The organism is Kitasatospora xanthocidica (genome assembly GCF_014656195.1).
Classification (GTDB): Bacteria; Actinomycetota; Actinomycetes; order Streptomycetales; family Streptomycetaceae; genus Kitasatospora; species Kitasatospora xanthocidica.
In genome coordinates this window covers 54,501-72,838 of the sequence record NZ_BNBY01000033.1, presented here as the reverse complement: position 1 = coordinate 72,838, position 18,338 = coordinate 54,501, and the positions used below count along the sequence as shown (strand labels likewise).

Below are 18,338 nucleotides of genomic sequence, written 5' to 3'. Positions count from 1 at the left end.
ATCTCCCCGCCCCATCCGATGAGCCTGACATCAGGACGGATGACCTTCTAAAACACGCCCTAAATGCCGAACGGCGCCGCGTAGCGGACCGTACCGGCGGGCAGCGGGTGGCCGCCGTCCAGGGCGAGAGCCATCAGGGCCTCGTCCGGGACCTCGACGGACAGGCCGATGCCGTGGGCGGAGGCCCGGGTGAAGCCGAACCGGGGGTAGTAGTCCGGGTGCCCCAGGACGACGACGTGGCGCTCGCCGAGCTCCGCCGCCGCGGCCAGGGCGGCGCGGACGGCCGCGGACCCGGCGCCGGTCCGCTGGTACTCGGGGAGTACGGCGCACGGTGCGAGGCAGAGGGCCGGGACGTCGCCGATGTGGCAGCGGGTCAGCAGGGCGTGGCCGACGGGTCGGTCGTGGTCGTCGGTCGTGACGATCGACAGGCCGTCGATCCACGCCGGGTCGGGGCGCAGCGCGTCGACCAGGTCGGCCTCGGCGCGGGCCGACGTGGTCAGCCCGATCAGCCCGATCAGCCCGGTCAGCCCGGCGGCAGCGGCGGGTGGACGGCGCTCGGGCGGCGGTCGGTGGGGCGGGCCGGGGGGATGACGGGGGCGTGGAAGTCGCGCGGGCCGGTCCAGAGCGCGGGGACGGCGTCGCTGCGGCGCGCCAGCTCGTACGCCAGGGCCTCGTAGTTGACGCGCCAGCCGTGGAAGTGCGCCCAGGCGTCCTCGACCGGGCGTTCGCGGCGGAAGCCGGCCGCGGTGACCATCGCGACGGCGCCCAGGTACTCGGCGTAGGTCAGCCGGATCGGGACGTCCGGGTCCGGGTCCGGGTCGAAGTCGATGCGCAGTGAGCGGGCGATGTCGCGCATCGCGGTGAACCCGGCGCGGATCACCAGCCGGGCCTCGGCGGGGGCGGTGCGCGGGCAGAGCGCGAGGTGCAGGGCGGCGGCGTCCATCACCGCGACCAGGGCGACCACCCAGCTGCGGTTGGGCTGCGGGGAGCGGAAGGAGAGCAGCACCGGGTAGTTGGAATGGCTCTCGCCGATGTCGGCGGCCAGCCGCTCCCAGTCCCGGTAGAGCTGGGGGAGCGCGGTCTCGGTGTCGACGAGGGACTGGCGGGCCAGCAGCTCGGGGCCCCAGGCGGGTTCGCCGGCCCGGGAGGTGAGCAGCGTCACCTCGGTCTCGCGGCGCTGGTAGGCGGCGTAGAGGGTCGGCAGGTAGGAGATCTGCAGGGCGACCACCAGCGGGCCGCTGGCGGCGGCCATGAAGTCGATCGCGGACAGCTGCAGCCGCTCGCCGCTGGCGTAGCCGAGGGTGAAGAGGCTGGATCCGGCCTCCCGGATCGAGGTGGACCAGCTCAGTTCCGAGGTGCCGTGCAGCAGCAGGGTGTAGGCGATGAACATCCCGCTCAGCCACAGCCCGAGCATCCCCAGCAGGACCAGCGGCGCCAGCCAGGTCAGCGCCCGGTCCTGCGCGCGGTAGCCGCTGAACGGCGCGGCGGAGAGCCGCAGCACGAGGCGCAGCACCGACCAGAGCCGGTGCACCAGGGACGAGTAGAGCCCGCGCGGGACGACCAGGGTGCGCAGGATGCTGCCGATGACCAGCAGGAGCAGCAGCGCACCGGCCACGGTGTGGATCAACCTCATGGCGCCATTGTGACGGGCGGTGGAGGCGGCCGGTGCGGTTGGGGCGGGCGGGGCGCGGGCACCGGGGCCGGGCGGGGGCGTCGGGCGGGTCGTCGGGTGGACCGTCCGGGCGGGGCCGTCTGGTGCGCCGTACGGGTGGTGGCGCCCGGGCGGGGGGTCCGGTCGCCGATGGGGCGTCAGTCCCGGTGCCGCCGGGGCCCGATGGCCGTCAGTGGCATCCGGTATGACCGTGATCACACCGATCGGCTGCTGTCGTGATCCGCACCCCGGGGCGTCTATCTGTTCGAAGGGTGCGGTACCCACGAACGAAGCGGAGAACGGACTGTGCGTGCACAGCGGGGTGGCGGGGCCGAGGAGGAGAAGCCCGGACGCCGGTGGTGGTCGCCGTCGGGACGGCGGCCGTCGCGGTGGCGGCCCTTCCGGTGGGTCGACTACCCGCGCCGGGGGCGGCGCGGAGTCCGCCGCTGGCTCCCCTCCTGGCGCCAGCTGCTCCTGGTGGCGTCGACCGGGATCGTCGCCCTGGTCGGCTGGCTGGCCTGGTTCTTCACCATCACCCAGGTGCCGGAGGACCTGAACGCCTTCGCCACCCAGCAGAACAACGTCTACTACTGGGCGGACGGCACCGAGATGGCCCGCATCGGCGAGACCAACCGGCAGGAGGTGCCGCTCGACCGGGTCCCGGAACCCGTACGGGCGGCGGTGCTGGCCGCCGAGAACGAGACCTTCTACTCGGACCCCGGGATCTCGGCCAAGGGCATCGGCCGCGCGTTCTGGTCGATGCTCTCCGGCGGCGAGACCCAGGGCGGCTCCACCATCACCCAGCAGTACGTCAAGAACATCTACCTCAACCAGCACCAGGACTTCTCCCGCAAGCTCAGCGAGGCCGTCATCGCGGTCAAGCTCGACGACCGGATGAGCAAGGACGACATCCTCGCCGGCTACCTCAACAGCAGCTGGTTCGGCCGCGGCAGCTACGGCATCCAGCGCGCCGCCGCGGCCTACTACGGCAAGGACGTCTCCCAGCTCGACGTGAGCGAGGGCGCCTTCCTGGCCGCCCTGCTCAAGGGCGCCGGGCAGTACGACCCGGCGCTCGGTGCGGACAACCGCCAACGGGCCGAGGAGCGGTGGGCCTGGATCCTGGACCGGATGGTCTCCATCGGAAAGCTCTCCCGCGCCGAACGCGCCCGGTACACCGTCTTCCCCGAACCCAGGCCCAAGCCGAAGTCGGCCGGACTGAGCGGCCAGGTCGGCTACCTGGTGGACATGGCCAAGTCCTACGTGGAGAGCCACACCGACATCACCCCCGCCCAGTTCGACCTCGGCGGCCACCAGATCTACACCACCTTCGAGAAGCCGAAGGTCACCGCCCTCGCCGCCGCCGTACAGGACGCCGGCAAGGGCATCGACCCGGACGCCCGCGACTCCGACAAGCTCCTGAAGGTCGGCGCCGCCTCGGTCGCCCCGGACGGGCGGATCGTCGCGCTCTACGGCGGCCCCGACTACCTGAAACAGGGCTTCAACGACGCCAACACCTCCACGGTGCCGGTCGGTTCGGCCTTCACCCCGTTCGTGTACGCCGCCGGGCTCGACCAAGGCGTCCAGCGCGCGCGGGGAGCGAACCGCACCCCGGTGACACCCGGCACCACCTACAACGGGGACAACGGGGTGAACGTGATGACCCCGGAAGGCCCGTACTGGGGGCGCGACGGCAAGATCGCCAAGACGGCCAACGACGGCAAGCGCGACTGGGGCCAGATCACCCTGCGCGGCGCCGTCGAACAGTCCGTCAACGGGCCGATCACGCAGCTCGGCATGGACATCGGCCTCGACCGGGTGCAGAAGACCGCCGCCGACCTGGGCCTGCTCCCCAGCAGCATGGGCGAACTCGTCCCCGGCTTCGGCGTCGGCAACTCCACCCCCAGCGCCATCAGGACGGCCGGCGCCTACGCCGCCTTCGCCGCCGGCGGCAGCCGCACCGACCCGTACTCGGTGCTCCGGATCACCCGCAACAGCGAGCCCCTCACGCTGCGCCTGCCCACCGCCGTCCAGGCACTGCCGGCGGCCGTGGCCGCCGAGGTCGACACGGCCCTCAAGGGCGCCGTCCGCGGCGGCAGCGCCACCTGGGCGGCGGAGGCCGGCCCGGACCTGGCCGCGAAGCCGGGGACGACCGCGGACCGCACGGCGGGGTGGGCGGTGGGCTACAGCGGGCAGCTGGCCACGGCCGTCACGGTCTTCCGGGCCGACCTGCGGGACATGAAACTGCTGTCCCTGGAAGGGCTCGGCGGGGCCTCGCCGGACACCCCGGACTCGGCCCTGCCCAGCCGGATCTGGACCTCGTACATGAAGGCGGCGGGCGGGCGGTGAGTCCGCGCCCGCCGGGCCCGTGCTGCCACGGGCCCGGCGGTCACTGCTACGTGGTCGGCTACTTCACCAGGCGCGGCCAGTCGGCGGGCTGACCCGGGTCCAGAGCGCGCAGCTTGTCGAGCACCTCGGGGTCCTGGGCGTCCAGCCAGTCGGCGACCTGGCGGAAGGAGACGCAGCGGACCTGCTCGCGCTTGCAGACGCTCTTCACCACGTCCTCGACGGCCTGCATGTAGATGCCGCCGTTCCAGTCCTCGAAGTGGTTGCCGATGAACAGCGGGGCCCGGCTGCCGTTGTAGACCCGCTCGAAGCCGGCCAGGTAGCTGTCCCGGGTCTCCTTCTCCCAGCCGTCGAACTTCCTCGGGTCGCCGGAGGTGGTGGCGCCGGACTGGCCGGCCAGGTAGTTGAAGTCCATCGAGAGGTTCTGCGAGGACCGGCCGGGGTTGGGCAGCAGCTGCAGCGGGAAGTTCCAGACGCCCTCCTTCTTGACCGGCCAGACCTGGAACTCGCCCGGGGAGCTGGCGTCGTACCGGAAACCCCTGGCCTTCTCGGCGGCCAACAGGTTCTTCTGGCCCTCCAGGCACGGGGCGCGGCCGCCGACCAGCTCCTTGGTGTAGTCGAAGGGGAGCGACGGGACGTCCTGGAACCCCGTGTTGGTCCGCCAGTTGGTGACAAAGGAGATCGCCTGGTCGAGCTCGGACAGCCACTCCTCGGTGGACCAGTCACCGCCGCCGCCGGGCTGGGGGCCGCAGAAGTGCCCGTTGAAGTGGGTGCCGATCTCGTCGCCGTCCAGCCAAGCCAGGCGCAGCTGCTCCAGGGTGTCCTTGATGTGGGCGTTGGTGGCGAAGTCGATCGACGCGGAACCGGCGTCGTGCTTCGGGGGGTGGTAGAGCGAGCGCTTCGACTTGGGCAGGGTGTAGATGCCGGAGAGGAAGAAGGTCATCTGGGCGTCGTTCTCCGCCCCCAGCTTGCGGAAGCGGGAGAACAGCCGGTCGTCGCCCTCCAAGGCCCCGTCCCAGGAGAAGACCACGAACTGCGGCGGCTTCTCCCCGGGCTTCAGCCGCTCGGGCCTGGGCTGCTTGGGCTGGGGCCCGGTGTCGGAGGTCGAGCCGTCGCCGATCGGCTTGACCTGACCGTCCCAGGTCGGGGTCGGCGTCGGGGTGGGTGTGGGCGTGGGGGTGTCGGACGGGGTGCCGGCGGCCGTGGTCGGCGCGGGGCTCGCGGGCGTGGTGCCGGCGGCGGTGGGTCTGCCCTTGGAGGCGGAGCATCCCGTGGTCAGGACGAGGGCCGCGACGACCCCCACCGCCAGCACACCGGTCATACCGCTCGTACCGCTGATACCGCTCATACCGCGGGCAATCCGCACCGTACCTCCGTCAATCGTCCTGCAGTTCGACCACTGCTCTGATCAACGTGGTGGGGGAGGAGGGAGGTTGCGTGGCGGGCAGCTCCCGGGCTCAGCGGCCGTCCGGACGGTGGACGCTGAGCTCGCCGTAGGCCGGCAGGACGCCGGCCGGGTCGCCGGGCTTCGCCCGCAGGACGGCGTCCAGGAAGGCGAGGGTGGCCGCGGCGACGACGCGCGGGCTCCCGGTGCGGCCCAGGGAGCCGACGATCGAGGGCACCGGCGGCAGGTACAGCGGGCCGTCCATGAAGGTGAGATGGGCGGCGCCGGGGATGGTGAGCCGGTAGCCCGTCGCGGTGCCGGACGCGAGCGCCTCGGTGAGGCGTGGCAGGTAGCGCGGGTCGGTTCCCGGGGTGACGGCCTGGGTGAGGACGAGTGTCGGCCGGTCGAGGGCGGGCGAGGCGGGGCCGTGGGGGTAGCCGTCCAGATCGATGACGGCGGCGAACCGGCGGTCCTGCCGGGTCGCCTGCAGGGCGGCGGCACCGCCCATCGAGTGGCCGGTCACCGCGACCCGGCCGGTGTCCAGACGCCCGGTCAGCGGGTCGGCGCTCTCGCCCCGGTCAAGAGCGTCCAGCCGGGTGAGGACGAAGCCGAGGTCGGCGGCCCGGATCGCCGTCCAGCCGGCCGCCAGCTGCTCGTCCTTGTCCGGGTCGCCGGAGGAGGCGGTCTCGGTGGTGATCGTCCGGCCGTCGGCGAGGACGACGGCGGCCGAGTCGTACGGGTGGTCGAGGGCGGCCACCACGTAGCCGTGGCTGGCCAGTTCCTCCGCCCAGGCGGTGTTCTGGGTGCGCACGCCGCCCGACCCGGGCGAGAACAGCACGACCGGGAACCGTCCTCCCGTGCTCTCCACCGGGGCGTCGAAGACAGCGCGGGAGTGGGCGCGCGGCACCCCGTCGACCAGGAAGCCCGGCAGGCCGACCCCGCGGGCGAGGGCCCGCGCGACGGTGCGCGCCTCGGCCTCCGTCCGTCCGAGGTACTGCGCCCGCGGCGCGTCCGCGGGGCCCTTCCGCGCGGGGTACCAGAGCTGGACCACGACCGTACGCCGGTCGTCCGGATCGGCGGTGAAGGTCTCGGGGCGGAGCGGGTCGGTCCACTGCACCACGCGGGTGCCGACCGCGAACCCGCCCGACGGCTCGGGGAACACGGGGACGGGAAAGGCCCAGGCGGCCACCGGGCCCGCGGCGATCAGGCCGACGCAGGCCACCGACCCCGGCAGCGCCAGCCACCAGCGCGCCCGCCACGGCGGCCGGCCGGTGCCGGCACCGGCACCGGTACGGCGTCGTAGCGCGGGTCGCAGCAGGGGAGTGACGGCGAACGGCAACGCGCAGGCGGCGCCCGCCAGTACCGGCAGCAACTGCCAGCGGAGCCCCGTCACGGCCAGCACGGCGGCGGACGGCACGAGCACGGCAGTCGCCGCGATCGTGCCGCGCGGACGGGCGGCAGGGGGAAGCCAGCGGGCCACCACCAGCGCGAGGGCACCCAGCAGGGCGAGGATTTCCAGGGGGGACATGAACAGTCCGGCGATGATCTCGGTCACCCGCCCATGCTCGGCGCCGGGAACGCGCCGCCGCATCGGCCCCGGGGAGCCGTCGCATACCACCGGGGGCGCAGCCCGCGGCAGGTGCGGTACGACCGGAGCGGCAACCGGGCACCCCGGATCGGCGGCCGCGCTGCGACCACGGGAGGTATCGGGACTCCTCCTGCGGTCGTACCCCGGCACGCTGCCCTCCGACGGTGGGCTCATGCGCGGCGCGGGCCCCGCGGCCTACCGTGACAGGGCCTCGGTACCCGCCGGGCAGCGCGCGGCGTGCGTCCATGACGCCGGATCGACAGGGACGGGTGATGACCGAGGCGGCCGTGGAACCCCGCGAGGCCCACCGGGGACGGGTGCTCGACCGGCGACGGCAGCGGCAGCGGCTGTGGGCGAGGACGGCCGCACGGCTGCCACCCGTGGTGTGGGACTCGCTGCTGCCGACGCTCCTCCTCGCCAACGTCGTCACCGCACGCCCACCGCACGAGCTGCCGGTGGCCGTGGCCCTCACCGCCGCCCTCGCGCTGCCCCTGGTGTGGCGGCGCCGGGCCCCGCGCGCGGTGTTCGGCGCGGTGGCGGCCGCGGCTTTCGTCCAGTGGCTGGCGGACGTCCAACTGCCCGCGGACGTCGCCCTGCTGGTGGCCCTCTACACGGTGGCCGCGACCTCGGGCCGGCGCGGCGCGCTCGTCGCCGGTGCCGTGGTGGAGGCGGGGGTCCTGCTGGCCTGCCTGCGCTGGGCGCCGGCGGGCGCGTTCCCGACCCCCTTCGTCGCGGTCACCGCGATGACCGTCGCCGCCGCCGTCCTCGGAATGAACGTCCGGACCACCCGCGCCTACCTTGCGGCCCTGGAGGAACGGGCCGCCCGCCTGGAACGGGAGCAGGAACAGCAGGCGCGACTGGCCGTCGCCGAGGAAAGGACGCGCATCACCCGGGAGATGCACGACATCGTCACCCACAACCTGTCCGTCATGGTCGCGCTCACCGACGCCGCCGTCTACGCGCAGCACCGCGCGCCCGACAAGACCACCGCCGCGATGCTCCAGATCTCCGAGACGGGCCGGCAGGCCCTGACCGACATGCGGCGCTCATTGGGCATCCTGCGGACCGACGAACCGGACGCGGAGCGCCACCCGCTGCCCGGCATCGCCCAACTGGACAGCCTCGCCGAGCAGATGGGCGCCGCCGGACTGCCGACCCGCCTCGACCTCCGCGGCGGCCACGCCCACGTACCCGCCACCGCACAACTCACCGTCTACCGCCTGGTACAGGAAGCCTTGACCAACACCCTCAAACACACGCCCACCGGCACCCACGCCACCGTCCGCATCCGGTGCTCGACCGGGACCGTCACCGTGGACGTCACCGACAACGGCCCCTGCCCGCCACCACCCGCCGCCACCCCGTCCGGCCACGGCATCCCCGGCATGCGCGAGCGCGCCGCCGCCTACGGGGGGACACTGCGGGCCGGCCCGCTCCCGGGCGGCGGCTGGGGAGTCCGCACCCGCCTCCTCCTCGACAGCGGCGGAGCGGCGTCCGCATGACGATCCGCATCCTGATCGCCGACGACGAGGCGCTGCTCCGCATGGCCTTCAGCACGGTGCTGGAGGCCCAGCCCGACATGGCACCGGTCGGCGAAGCCGCGGACGGCGACCAGGCCGTACGCCTCACCCGGGAACTGCGCCCCGACGTCGTCCTCATGGACGTCCGGATGCCCGGGACCGACGGGATCGAGGCGACCCGACAGGTCGTCCGGACCTCCCCGCAGAGCAAGGTGCTCATCCTCACCACCTTCGACCTGGACGCATACGCCTTCGCCGGACTCAGCGCCGGAGCCTCCGGCTTCCTGCTGAAGAACACCAGGCCCGAGGAACTCCTCACCGCGATCCGCGACGTCGCCGCGGGCGACGCGGTGGTCTCCCCGCGCATCACCCGACGACTGCTGGAGAACCTCCGCCCCCACATCCCCGACGGCCGAGATCCCGAGCACGACGACCGGCTGAGCCGGCTCAGCGCCCGCGAACGCGAGGTCCTCGTCCAGGTGGGCCGCGGCCTGTCCAACACCGAGATCGCCGCCACCCTCCACCTCGCGGAGGCGACCGTGAAGTCCCACCTGGGCCGGATCCTGCAGAAGCTCGAACTCCGCGACCGGATCCAGGCCGTGATCCTCGCCTACGAAACCCGCCTCGTCCGCCCGTCCTGACCCCACCGGCCCGCGGGCCGCCAGCCCCGCCCGGGTCGTCGTGTGGGTGCGGCATTGACACGGGCTCCTCGTCGTTGAATGCTAAGCAAGCGCTTAGTCATCGACCTTCCGTCCCGAGGAGCCGCCCGATGTCCGAGACCCCCGTCGATCCGCCCGGGGTGGACCTGGCGCGGTTGCGCTCCCACCTCGAACGGGAGCTGCCAGGGGTGGTCCAGGGGCCCCTGCGGGCCGAGCTCATCGAAGGGGGGCGGTCCAACCTGACGTACGTGCTCTCCGACGGGTTCTCCCGCTGGGTGCTGCGTCGCCCGCCGCTCGGGCACGTGCTCGCGACGGCGCACGACATGGGGCGTGAGTACCGGGTGATGTCTGCCCTCCGGGGCACCGGGGTGCCTGTGCCGCGGATGCTGGTGATCGACCGGGGCGAGGACGTGCTCGGCGCGCCCTGGTACCTCATGGAGCACGTCACGGGCACTCCGCACCGGGACGCGGCTCCGCTGGCCGCCCTCGGGGAGGAGCGGGTGGGCGCCCTCGGCCGGCGGCTGGTCGACACCCTGGCGGAGCTGCACCGGATCGATCCGGCGGACGTCGGCCTCGCGGACTTCGGGCACCCCGACGGCTACCTGGAGCGCCAGCTGCGCCGCTGGTCGAAGCAGCTCGCCGCGTCCCGCAGCCGCGACCTGCCCGACCTGGACCGGCTGCACGCGGCGCTCACCGCGCGGCTCCCGGTCTCCCCGGCGCCCGCGCTCGTGCACGGTGACTACCGGCTGGACAACGTGCTCGTCGACGACACCGACGCGATCACCGCCGTCCTGGACTGGGAGATGTCCACCCTGGGCGACCCGCTCACCGACGTCGGCCTGCTGGTGATGTACACCGAGCTGGCGGGCGTCGGCGGCGGCATCATCCCCTCCGCGATGACCGCCCCCGGCTTCCCGAGGGCCGACGAGATCGTCTCCCGGTACGCCGGGGCGACCGGCCGCGACGCCGCCGACCTGGACTGGTACGTGGCCTTCGCCTCGTTCAAGCTGGCCGCCGTCGCCGAGGGCATCTTCTTCCGCTTCCAGCAGGGCCGCACCCTCGGCGCGGGCTTCGAGCGCGCGGGTGAGATGGCCCCGATCCTCGCCCGGCACGGCCTGAACACCCTCAAGGAGAACTGACCGATGGACTTCGCCTACGACGCCCGGACGAACGAGCTCCGCGAGCAGCTGCTCGCCTTCATGGACGAGCACGTCTACCCCGCCGAGCCCGTCCTGGCAGCCCAGCTGGCCGACCCGGACCGCGCGCCCTGGACGATCCCGCCGGTGGTCGCCGACCTCCAGGCGGAGGCCCGCAAGCAGGGGCTGTGGAACCTCTTCTTCGTGGACAAGCACGGCATCCCCGGCGAGCACGGCGCCGGTCTCACCAACCTGCAGTACGCCCCGCTCGCCGAGATCACCGGCCGCAGCCCGCAGTTGGCCCCGTCCGCGCTGAACTGCGCGGCCCCCGACACCGGGAACATGGAACTGCTCGCCCAGTTCGGCAGCGCCGAGCAGCGCGAGCGGTGGCTGCGGCCGCTGCTGGACGCCGAGATCCGCTCCGCCTTCGCGATGACCGAGCCCGAGGTCGCCTCCTCGGACGCCACCAACGTCGCCACCCGGATCGAGCGGGACGGCGACGAGTACGTGATCAACGGCCGCAAGTGGTACATCACCGGGGCGATGAACCCGGACTGCCGGATCCTCATCGTGATGGGCAAGACCGACCCGGCCGCCGAGCCGCACCGCCAGCAGAGCATGGTGCTCGTCCCGCGCGACACCCCCGGGGTGACGGTGAAGCGCGGCATGACGGTCTTCGGCTACGACGACGCCGACCACGGGGGCCACGCCGAGGTGCTGTTCGAGGACGTCCGGGTCCCGGCGTCCCACCTGATCGGCGAGGAGGGCGCGGGCTTCGCCATCGCCCAGGCCCGGCTCGGCCCCGGCCGGATCCACCACTGCATGCGCGCCATCGGGATCGCCGAGCGGGCGCTGGAGCTGATGTGCCGTCGGGCGGGCGAACGGGTGGCCTTCGGCAAGCCGCTCGCCGAGCAGGGCGTGGTCCAGGACTGGATCGCCGAATCCCGGGTCCGGATCGAGCAGTTGCGGCTGCTGGTGCTCAAGACCGCCTGGCTGATGGACACCGTCGGCAACCGCGGCGCGCACACCGAGATCCAGGCGATCAAGATCGCCACCCCGAGCACCGTGGAGTGGATCCTGGACAAGGCCGTCCAGGCGCACGGCGCCGCGGGCGTCAGCCAGGACACCCCGCTCGCCCAGCTCTGGGCCGGCAACCGCACCCTCCGGCTGGCCGACGGCCCGGACGAGGTGCACAAGCGCTCACTGGCCCGCCGGGAGCTGAGGAAGTACCGGTAGGGGAGCGGGAGGCGGCCCCGGCCCCCGGGAAAGTAGCCCCTTAGGGGTGTCGTACCCGGGTATTCAGGGGCCGGTGGCTCCCTGGTATGACGGCCGGGGGCGTTCCCGTCCGTAGTGTCCTACGTGTTCGATCGATGGAGAGCGCGGAGGAACATCATGGGCAGTGGGGGACGGGCCTTGGCGGCGGTTCTGCTGGCGGCGACGGCGGTGCTGGGCGCGGTCGGCGCGCCCGCGGCGGTCGCGGTGGAGGAGCGGGGCGGCGGGCAGCAGGCGCGGGCGTGGCTGCCGGAGCCCACCGGGCCGTACCCGATCGGGACGACCGCGCTGCACCTGACCGACCTGGCCCGGGAGGACCCGTGGCAGCCCGGGCAGCGGCGCGAGCTGATGATCAGCCTCTGGTACCCGACCTCCCGCCCGGCCGGGCCGGCCGACCGGGCGCCCTACATGGAGCCCGCCGCCGGGGCGCACTTCGACAGCGCCGAGGGCCTGGCCCGGGTCAACTACGGCACCGAGTCCGGCCGTACCGACTGGTCCGGCATCCGCACCCACGCCCGCCGGGACGCCCCGGCGTTGCCCGGCCGGCGCCCGGTGGTGCTGTACTCGCCCGGCCTCGGCGACCCCCGCACCTGGGGGACGGCCCTGGTCGAGGACCTGGCCTCGCGCGGGTACGTCGTGGTCACCGTCGACCACACCTGGGAGGCCTCCGAAGTCGCCTTCCCCGACGGAAAGTTGGCCGCCTCGGTGTTCCCCGGCATGCTCGGGCAGCCGGACCTGGACATCGGCGCGGTGCTGCGCAAGTCCCTGGCCGCCCGGGTCGACGACACCCGCTTCGTCCTGGACCAGCTCGCCGGGCTGGGCACCCGCAAGGGCCTGCCGGGCGGGCTGGCCGGGGCGCTCGACCTCGACCGGATCGGCATGGTCGGCCACTCGGCGGGCGGCTTCACCGCGCTCCAGACCATGCACGACGACCCGCGGATCGCCGCCGGGATCAACCTCGACGGCCAGCTGCACTTCCCCGGCCCGGACGGCCACACCGGTGTCTTCCTGCCCAGCGTCGCCGAGGAGGGCCTGGACCGGCCCTTCCTGCTGATGGGCAGCGGCAGCGACGACTCCGGCAGCTACCGGCAGCAGCCCGGCTGGAACGCCCTGTGGCAGCACAGCACCGGCTGGCACGCCGACGTCACCCTGACCGGCTCCCGGCACGGCTCCTACACCGACGCCCAGACCCTGCTGCCGCAACTCGCCCGCCAGGGCGCGCTCACCGCGGACCGGCTGCGCGACGACGTCGGCGACATCCGGCCCGGTCGGGCCGAGTTCGCCACCCGCTCGTACGTCGCCTCCTTCTTCGACCGCTGGCTGCGCGGCCACGACGACCAGCTGCTGGACGGGCCCTCGCCGCGCTTCCCGGAGATGGCGTACGAGCGGTAGGCGGTCGGGTCGGGCCGTCAGGCCGAACCGAGCAGGGCGAGCCGGCTGGCGGTCCGGTCCAGGTCGCTGAGCAGGCCCTCGTCGGGGGCCCGTTCGTCGATCGGGTCGGCGCCGATCAGCACCAGCCGGACGTCCCGGTCGCAGCAGACGTCCACCAGGTCGGCGAAGCGGCGCCGCCCGTCGGGGGTCGCGGCGGCCAGCGGCGGTACGTCGGTGAGCACCAGGGTGGGGAAGCGTTCGGCGAGCTCCAGCTGGTCGGCCGCCGAGGTCAGCCCCTCGCACAGCTCGGCGAAGCCGAACCACGCCTCGCCCTCGCGGACCGCCGAGGCCCGCAGCGGGCGGCCGTGCACCACCACCTCGTCCGCCTCCGCGGCGGCCGGCGGGGTGAGGCCGAGCGCGTGCAGGCCGTTCTCGTCGCCGGTCCGCAGCCGCGCGCCCCGGGCGAAGCGCTGCGGGACCCCGTCGGCGGGCCCCGCTGCGGCCGGCCGCTGCTCTCGGCGGAAGTCCACCGCGCCCGCGATCTCCACCGCGTCCATCCGCTCCTCGATCAGCCGGATGGTCGGCTCGAACAGGTGGTGGTACAGCGGGTTCGGCATCAGCCCGGCGGGCGGGTAGTTGGAGGTGGTGACCAGGGTGATCCGCCGGTCCAGCAGGGTCCGGAAGAGCCGGGCCACCAGCATCGCGTCCCCGGCGTCATGGGCGTGGAACTCGTCGAAGACCAGCACCCGGCAGTCTCCGAGCAGCTCGTCCACGGCCCGGTCGACCGCCGCCACCCGCTCGCCGGCCGGCTCCCGGCCCGCGTCGGCGGTGTGCGTGGCGACGCCCTCGTGCAGCCGGCGGAAGAAGTCGTGGAAGTGCAGCCGACGCTTGCGGGTGACGTCCAGGCCGTCCAGGAAGGTGTCCACCAGCCAGCTCTTGCCCCGGCCGACCGGGCCCCACAGGTAGAGGTGGCGCGGCGGGCGGCGCACCAGCAGCCCGGGGCGGGCGAGTTCCCCGGCGAGCCGCGACAGCCGTTCCACCGCCGGGCGCTGCGCCGGATCGACGGTGAAGCCGCGTCGCTCGGCGGCCCACCGGTAGTGCGCCAGCATCGCCTCGTACTGCTTCGTCGCCTTGGCCGTCACGTCCGCGAACCCTAACAGGGCCTCAGAGCCGCCTCACCGGTGGGCACCTGGGGAGGAGTTCCGGACTCGGCCCGCGGCGGCCGCTGAATTCCCGTGGGGGAAGGCCGGGCGGGGGAATTTCACTGAATGCGGAACGGCATTTCGGGGCCTATTCAGTGAATGGCTACGCGCGTTGATCCCATGTCATCAACGGCGCTTGACCTGCTTCGACTCCCTTCTTAATCGCCCCTTACCCTTCGCCGTTGACCGCTGTTCATCAGCTCTGCTTTCCTTCAGGCCCAGCGGACGGCGAAAGGGCCGACGGGAAGTCAATTCCGGGTGTGCGAATGAACTCGACCGGACCTGGCTCCCGCCGGAACGCGCCGTCGGCCTCCCCCACGAAGGGATCGTTCCCGGCCCCCACGGCCGCGGGGCGATCGGCAGAAGAGAGGCACCCTCACCCATGGGTCACTCCCACAGGACCGGACGCGCGAAGTACGCGGCGCTCACCGGGATCGCGTCGCTCGCACTGGCCGCCGCCGGGCTGGCCGGCGCGGCCGCTCCGGCGGCGGCGCAGGATATCTCCAGCTCGCAGGGCGGCACCGCCAACGAGTTCAACCCCTGGAGCCCGCAGAACGGCCACCCGTACCGGCACGGCGCGGTTCCCGGCATGTCCCAGCACGAGAACTACAAGAAGTGGCTCGCCGACCGCAACCAGGCCGCCGCGACCGGCCAGCAGACGCTCTCCTACGGCGGCGGCGTCGACGGCATCGGCGTGCAGAGCGGGCACTCCAAGGTCTACCTGGTGTTCTACGGCAACCAGTGGGGCACCCAGTCCACCGACGCCAACGGGAACGCGAAGTTCTCGGGCGACTCGGCGGGTGCGGCCGGCGCCACCCAGCAGATGTTCAAGGGCATCGGCACCAACGGCGAGACCTGGTCGGCCGACCTGACCCAGTGGTGCGACGGCCCCAACGTCGCCACGGGGGCTGTCAGCTGCCCGTCCAACGCCAACTTCATCCCGTACCAGAGCGGCGGCGTCCTGTCCGGCGTCTGGTACGACAACGCGGCCGCCTCGCCGAGCCAGGCCACCGGCAACCAGCTCGCCCAGGAGGCGGTCAAGGCCGCCGGGCACTTCGGCAACACCACCGCCGCCGCCAACCGGGACGCGTACTACATCGTCCTGTCGCCGCACGGCACCAACCCGGACGACTACCAGAACCCCAGCACCGGGTACTGCGCCTGGCACGACTGGAACGGGGACACCACCCTCACCGGCGGCGCCGCGAGCTCGCCCTACGGCGACATCGCCTTCTCCAACCAGCCGTACAACATCGACGCGGGCTCCAACTGCGGCGTCGGCTTCGTCAACTCGCCCGGCACGCTGGACGGCTGGACGATGACCCTGGGCCACGAGTGGCACGAGATGATGTCCGACCAGAACCCGGCCGGCGGCTGGACCAACCACGTCTCCGGCAGCAGCTACAACGGCCAGGAGAACTCCGACGAGTGCGCCTGGATCCGGCCCGGCAGCACCGGTGGCGCCGCCAACATCTCCTTCGGCTCCTTCGGCAGCTACGCCGAGCAGGCCAGCTGGTCCAACGACACCAACTCCTGCGCGATCTCGCACGCCATCCTGACCCACGGCAACACGGTCACCGTCACCAACCCCGGCAACCAGAGCGGCACCGTCGGCACCGCGGTGAGCCTGCAGATCAACGCCACCGACTCGGCCTCCGGCCAGACCCTCACCTACACGGCCACCGGCCTGCCCGCCGGCCTGTCGATCAACTCCTCGACCGGCCTGATCTCCGGCACCCCGACCGCCGCCGGCACCTCCAGCGTCACGGTCACCGCGACCGACACCACCGGCGCCGCCGGCAGCACCGGCTTCTCCTGGACCGAGTCCACGAGCGGGGGCGGCGGCACCGCCGTCACCAACGGCACCTTCGAGACCGGCAACCTGACCGGCTGGACCGCCGCCGGCTCCACCTCCGCGCCGGCCTCCGCCGCCCACAGCGGCGGCTACGGCGCCATGGTCGGCTCCACCAGCCCGACCGGTGACTCCTCCATCGCCCAGACCTTCACCGCGCCGACCGGCTCCAGCAAGCTGTCCTTCTGGTACAGCAACACCTGCGACGACACCGTCACCTACGACTGGGCCACCGCCACCCTGAAGGACAACACCACCGGCACGACCACCACGGTCCTCGCCAAGACCTGCACCACCACCGGCAGCTGGACCAACAAGACGGCGACCGTCACGCCGGGCCACTCCTACACCCTCACCCTGAGCAACCACGACGACAACTACCCGGGTGACCCGACCTACACCTACTACGACGACGTGACCGTCTCCTGACGAGCGCCGCGCCGAACGCACCGGGGTGGGCCCAGCGCCCGCCCCGGTGCCGTTTCCTTGGATCCGAATCGGCCACCGGTGCGTCCCATCGGCACCGCTCGCACTACTACGGCACGAGGAACCACCGTGAACCCGAGAAGACCCGCCGCCGCGCTGGCGCTCGCCGCGGCCGCGCTCACCCTGACCGGCTGCACCGCCACCGGGACGAGCCCGTCGGTGGCCACCACCGCTTCGTCCGACCAAGCCACCTCGTCCGCCCCGGGCCGGGCGACGGTCGAGGTGGACGAACACGCCGACCGCACCACCGTGGACGTCGCGGCCGGCACGACCGTCACGCTCACGCTGCACAGCACCTACTGGTCCGCCCCGGCCAGCTCCGCCCCCGACGTCCTGGCACCGAACGGCACCCCGACCACCGCCACGTCGCCCTCGTGCCGTCCGGGCGGCGGCTGCGGCACGGTCACCGCCTCCTTCACCGCCCGCGCCCCGGGCACCGCCCGCCTCACCGCGACCCGCACCAGCTGCGGCGAGGCCCTCAACTGCCTGCCCGAGCAGCGTGATTACCAGCTCACCGTGAAGGTCGCCGGCTGAACCGGCCGAGCCGGCTCAGCGGATCTCCGAGCCCGGGTTGGCCTCGTCCCAGGCGCGGCGGGAGTCGACGATCGCGTCGTGGTGGCCGTAGGACCAGTCCACCATCGCCCGCACCAGGTGGGTCAGGCTGTGGCCGAGCGGGGTCAGCTCGTACTCCACCTGCGGGGGGACGGTCGGGTGGACGGTCCGGGAGACCAGGCCGTCCCGCTCCAGGCGGCGCACCGTGAGGGTCAGCATCCGCTGCGAGATGCCCGGCAGGGCGCGCTGCAGTTCGCGGAACCGCCTTACGCCCTGGGCGAGTTCGACCACGGTGAGGACCGACCACTTGTCGCCCAGGCGGTCCAGCAGGTCGCGGATCCCGCAGTCCACGCCGTCCTCGCACCAGACCACCGGACGGGGGGTGGTGGTTACCGCGGTGTGCCCTGCTGACATGAAAGTGCCTCCTTACGCCGGACGCCCAGGCTACCGAGGATGGACACGTCGCCAACGACCGATCATCCCCGGAGGGAACCCCATGCTGCTCGTCACCGGTGTCAACGGAGGCCTCGGCGCGCTCGTCCTGGAGCGGCTCGCCGGACGCGAGGGGGTCGTGGCCGGCTCGCGCACCCCCGAGCGGGTGCCGGCCGGGGTGCCCGCCCGGCTGGTGGACTTCGACCGGCCGCAGACGCTCGCGGAGGCGTTCAAGGACGTACGGACCCTGCTGCTGATCTCGGCCGGCGCCGCCGAGGACGACGTGGTGATCGCCCGGCACGGCGCGGTGATCGAGGCGGCGGAGCGGGCCGGGGTCGAGCACGTCGTCTACACCAGCCTCTCCGGCGACGGCGACCACCTGCCGTACGCCCTTGCCCACCGCTGGACCGAGCGCCGGCTGCGCGCCTCCGCCACCCTGCGCTGGACGGTGCTGCGCAACGGCCTGTACGCGGAGCTGCTGGGCGCGATCGCCGCGCCCGGCCCGGACGGGGTGATCGGCGCGCCGCTCGGGGACGGCAAGCTGGCGGCGGTGGCCCGGGCGGACCTCGCCGAGGTGGCGGTCACGGTCGCGCTGCGGCCCGAGGAGCACGCGGGCCGGACGTACGAGCTGGTGGGGGAGCGGGCGGTGGGCGGCGCGGAGGTGGCCGAGGCGCTCGGCGCCGAGTACCGGCCGGGCAGGCTGGGGGAGACCCGTACGGCGGTGGCGGCCTCGGACGCGCTGGACTTCCAGGTGCCGATGGTGGTCGGCACCTACTCGGCGATCGCCCACGGCTTCCTGGCCGGCCCGGGCGGGCCGGGCGACCTCGCGGCACTGCTCGGCCGCGAGCCCCGCCCGGCCCTGGAGGTCATCGCCGCCGGGCGTTAGGGCG

The 18,338-nt window shown here is 73.3% G+C and carries 15 protein-coding genes; 9 read left to right on the top strand and 6 right to left on the bottom strand.

Annotation, left to right across the window (positions count from 1 at the left end; translation table 11 throughout):
- Positions 1 to 59 precede the first annotated feature (59 nt).
- Together IE332_RS35165 and IE332_RS35160 are read right to left on the bottom strand one after the other, a co-directional pair.
- Positions 60 to 527 (bottom strand): GNAT family N-acetyltransferase, encoded by a 468-nt coding sequence (locus tag IE332_RS35165; RefSeq protein WP_189924641.1) that lies wholly within the window; start codon positions 525 to 527, stop codon positions 60 to 62.
- A complete protein-coding gene (locus IE332_RS35160; RefSeq protein WP_189924611.1) occupies positions 524 to 1,633 on the bottom strand; it encodes a hypothetical protein in 1,110 nt (369 codons plus the stop codon). The genes IE332_RS35165 and IE332_RS35160 overlap by 4 nt, the downstream gene beginning before the upstream one ends.
- 324 nt (positions 1,634 to 1,957) lie before the next feature.
- Here IE332_RS35160 and IE332_RS35155 point away from each other — a divergent pair, with 324 nt between their 5' ends.
- Positions 1,958 to 3,997 carry a transglycosylase domain-containing protein gene (locus IE332_RS35155; RefSeq protein WP_189924609.1) on the top strand — a complete coding sequence of 680 codons (2,040 nt, stop codon included), beginning with the start codon at positions 1,958 to 1,960 and terminating at the stop codon, positions 3,995 to 3,997.
- A gap of 58 nt (positions 3,998 to 4,055) precedes the next feature.
- Here IE332_RS35155 and IE332_RS35150 read toward each other — a convergent pair whose 3' ends face one another.
- The gene (locus IE332_RS35150) at positions 4,056 to 5,342 is read right to left on the bottom strand and encodes a polysaccharide deacetylase family protein (RefSeq protein ID WP_229929159.1); all 1,287 of its coding nucleotides are present in this window, start codon (positions 5,340 to 5,342) and stop codon (positions 4,056 to 4,058) included.
- Positions 5,343 to 5,451: 109 nt separating this feature from the next.
- Entirely contained in the window at positions 5,452 to 6,969 is a 1,518-nt protein-coding gene (locus IE332_RS35145) for an alpha/beta hydrolase family protein (protein WP_189924600.1), read from the bottom strand.
- A gap of 269 nt (positions 6,970 to 7,238) precedes the next feature.
- Between IE332_RS35145 and IE332_RS35140 the strand changes: the two genes are divergently transcribed.
- From IE332_RS35140 to IE332_RS35120, 5 genes are all read left to right on the top strand, one after another.
- Positions 7,239 to 8,468: a sensor histidine kinase gene (locus tag IE332_RS35140; protein WP_189924598.1), complete on the top strand. Its 1,230-nt coding sequence runs from the start codon at positions 7,239 to 7,241 to the stop codon at positions 8,466 to 8,468.
- Positions 8,465 to 9,127, top strand: a complete 663-nt coding sequence (locus IE332_RS35135; RefSeq protein ID WP_189924596.1) for a response regulator transcription factor — start codon at positions 8,465 to 8,467, stop codon at positions 9,125 to 9,127. The genes IE332_RS35140 and IE332_RS35135 overlap by 4 nt, the downstream gene beginning before the upstream one ends.
- A gap of 128 nt (positions 9,128 to 9,255) precedes the next feature.
- The gene (locus tag IE332_RS35130; protein ID WP_189924593.1) at positions 9,256 to 10,284 is read left to right on the top strand and encodes a phosphotransferase family protein; all 1,029 of its coding nucleotides are present in this window, start codon (positions 9,256 to 9,258) and stop codon (positions 10,282 to 10,284) included.
- Between the two features lie 3 nt (positions 10,285 to 10,287).
- Positions 10,288 to 11,517: an acyl-CoA dehydrogenase family protein gene (locus tag IE332_RS35125; protein ID WP_189924591.1), complete on the top strand. Its 1,230-nt coding sequence runs from the start codon at positions 10,288 to 10,290 to the stop codon at positions 11,515 to 11,517.
- Between the two features lie 156 nt (positions 11,518 to 11,673).
- The gene (locus tag IE332_RS35120; protein ID WP_189924589.1) at positions 11,674 to 12,945 is read left to right on the top strand and encodes an alpha/beta hydrolase family protein; all 1,272 of its coding nucleotides are present in this window, start codon (positions 11,674 to 11,676) and stop codon (positions 12,943 to 12,945) included.
- A gap of 17 nt (positions 12,946 to 12,962) precedes the next feature.
- Here IE332_RS35120 and zapE read toward each other — a convergent pair whose 3' ends face one another.
- Entirely contained in the window at positions 12,963 to 14,066 is a 1,104-nt protein-coding gene (gene zapE / locus IE332_RS35115; RefSeq protein WP_229929158.1) for a cell division protein ZapE, read from the bottom strand.
- A 442-nt stretch (positions 14,067 to 14,508) separates the two neighbouring features.
- Here zapE and IE332_RS42085 point away from each other — a divergent pair, with 442 nt between their 5' ends.
- Complete coding sequence (locus IE332_RS42085; protein WP_268256660.1) at positions 14,509 to 16,407, top strand: putative Ig domain-containing protein; 1,899 nt, start codon at positions 14,509 to 14,511, stop codon at positions 16,405 to 16,407.
- A gap of 126 nt (positions 16,408 to 16,533) precedes the next feature.
- Positions 16,534 to 16,998 (top strand): hypothetical protein, encoded by a 465-nt coding sequence (locus IE332_RS35105; RefSeq protein WP_189924587.1) that lies wholly within the window; start codon positions 16,534 to 16,536, stop codon positions 16,996 to 16,998.
- A gap of 15 nt (positions 16,999 to 17,013) precedes the next feature.
- Here the strand turns inward: IE332_RS35105 and IE332_RS35100 are convergent, their stop codons facing one another.
- A complete protein-coding gene (locus IE332_RS35100) occupies positions 17,014 to 17,430 on the bottom strand; it encodes a winged helix-turn-helix transcriptional regulator (RefSeq protein ID WP_189924585.1) in 417 nt (138 codons plus the stop codon).
- Positions 17,431 to 17,512: 82 nt separating this feature from the next.
- Between IE332_RS35100 and IE332_RS35095 the strand changes: the two genes are divergently transcribed.
- Positions 17,513 to 18,334 (top strand): NAD(P)H-binding protein, encoded by an 822-nt coding sequence (locus IE332_RS35095; RefSeq protein ID WP_189924582.1) that lies wholly within the window; start codon positions 17,513 to 17,515, stop codon positions 18,332 to 18,334.
- Positions 18,335 to 18,338 lie beyond the last annotated feature (4 nt).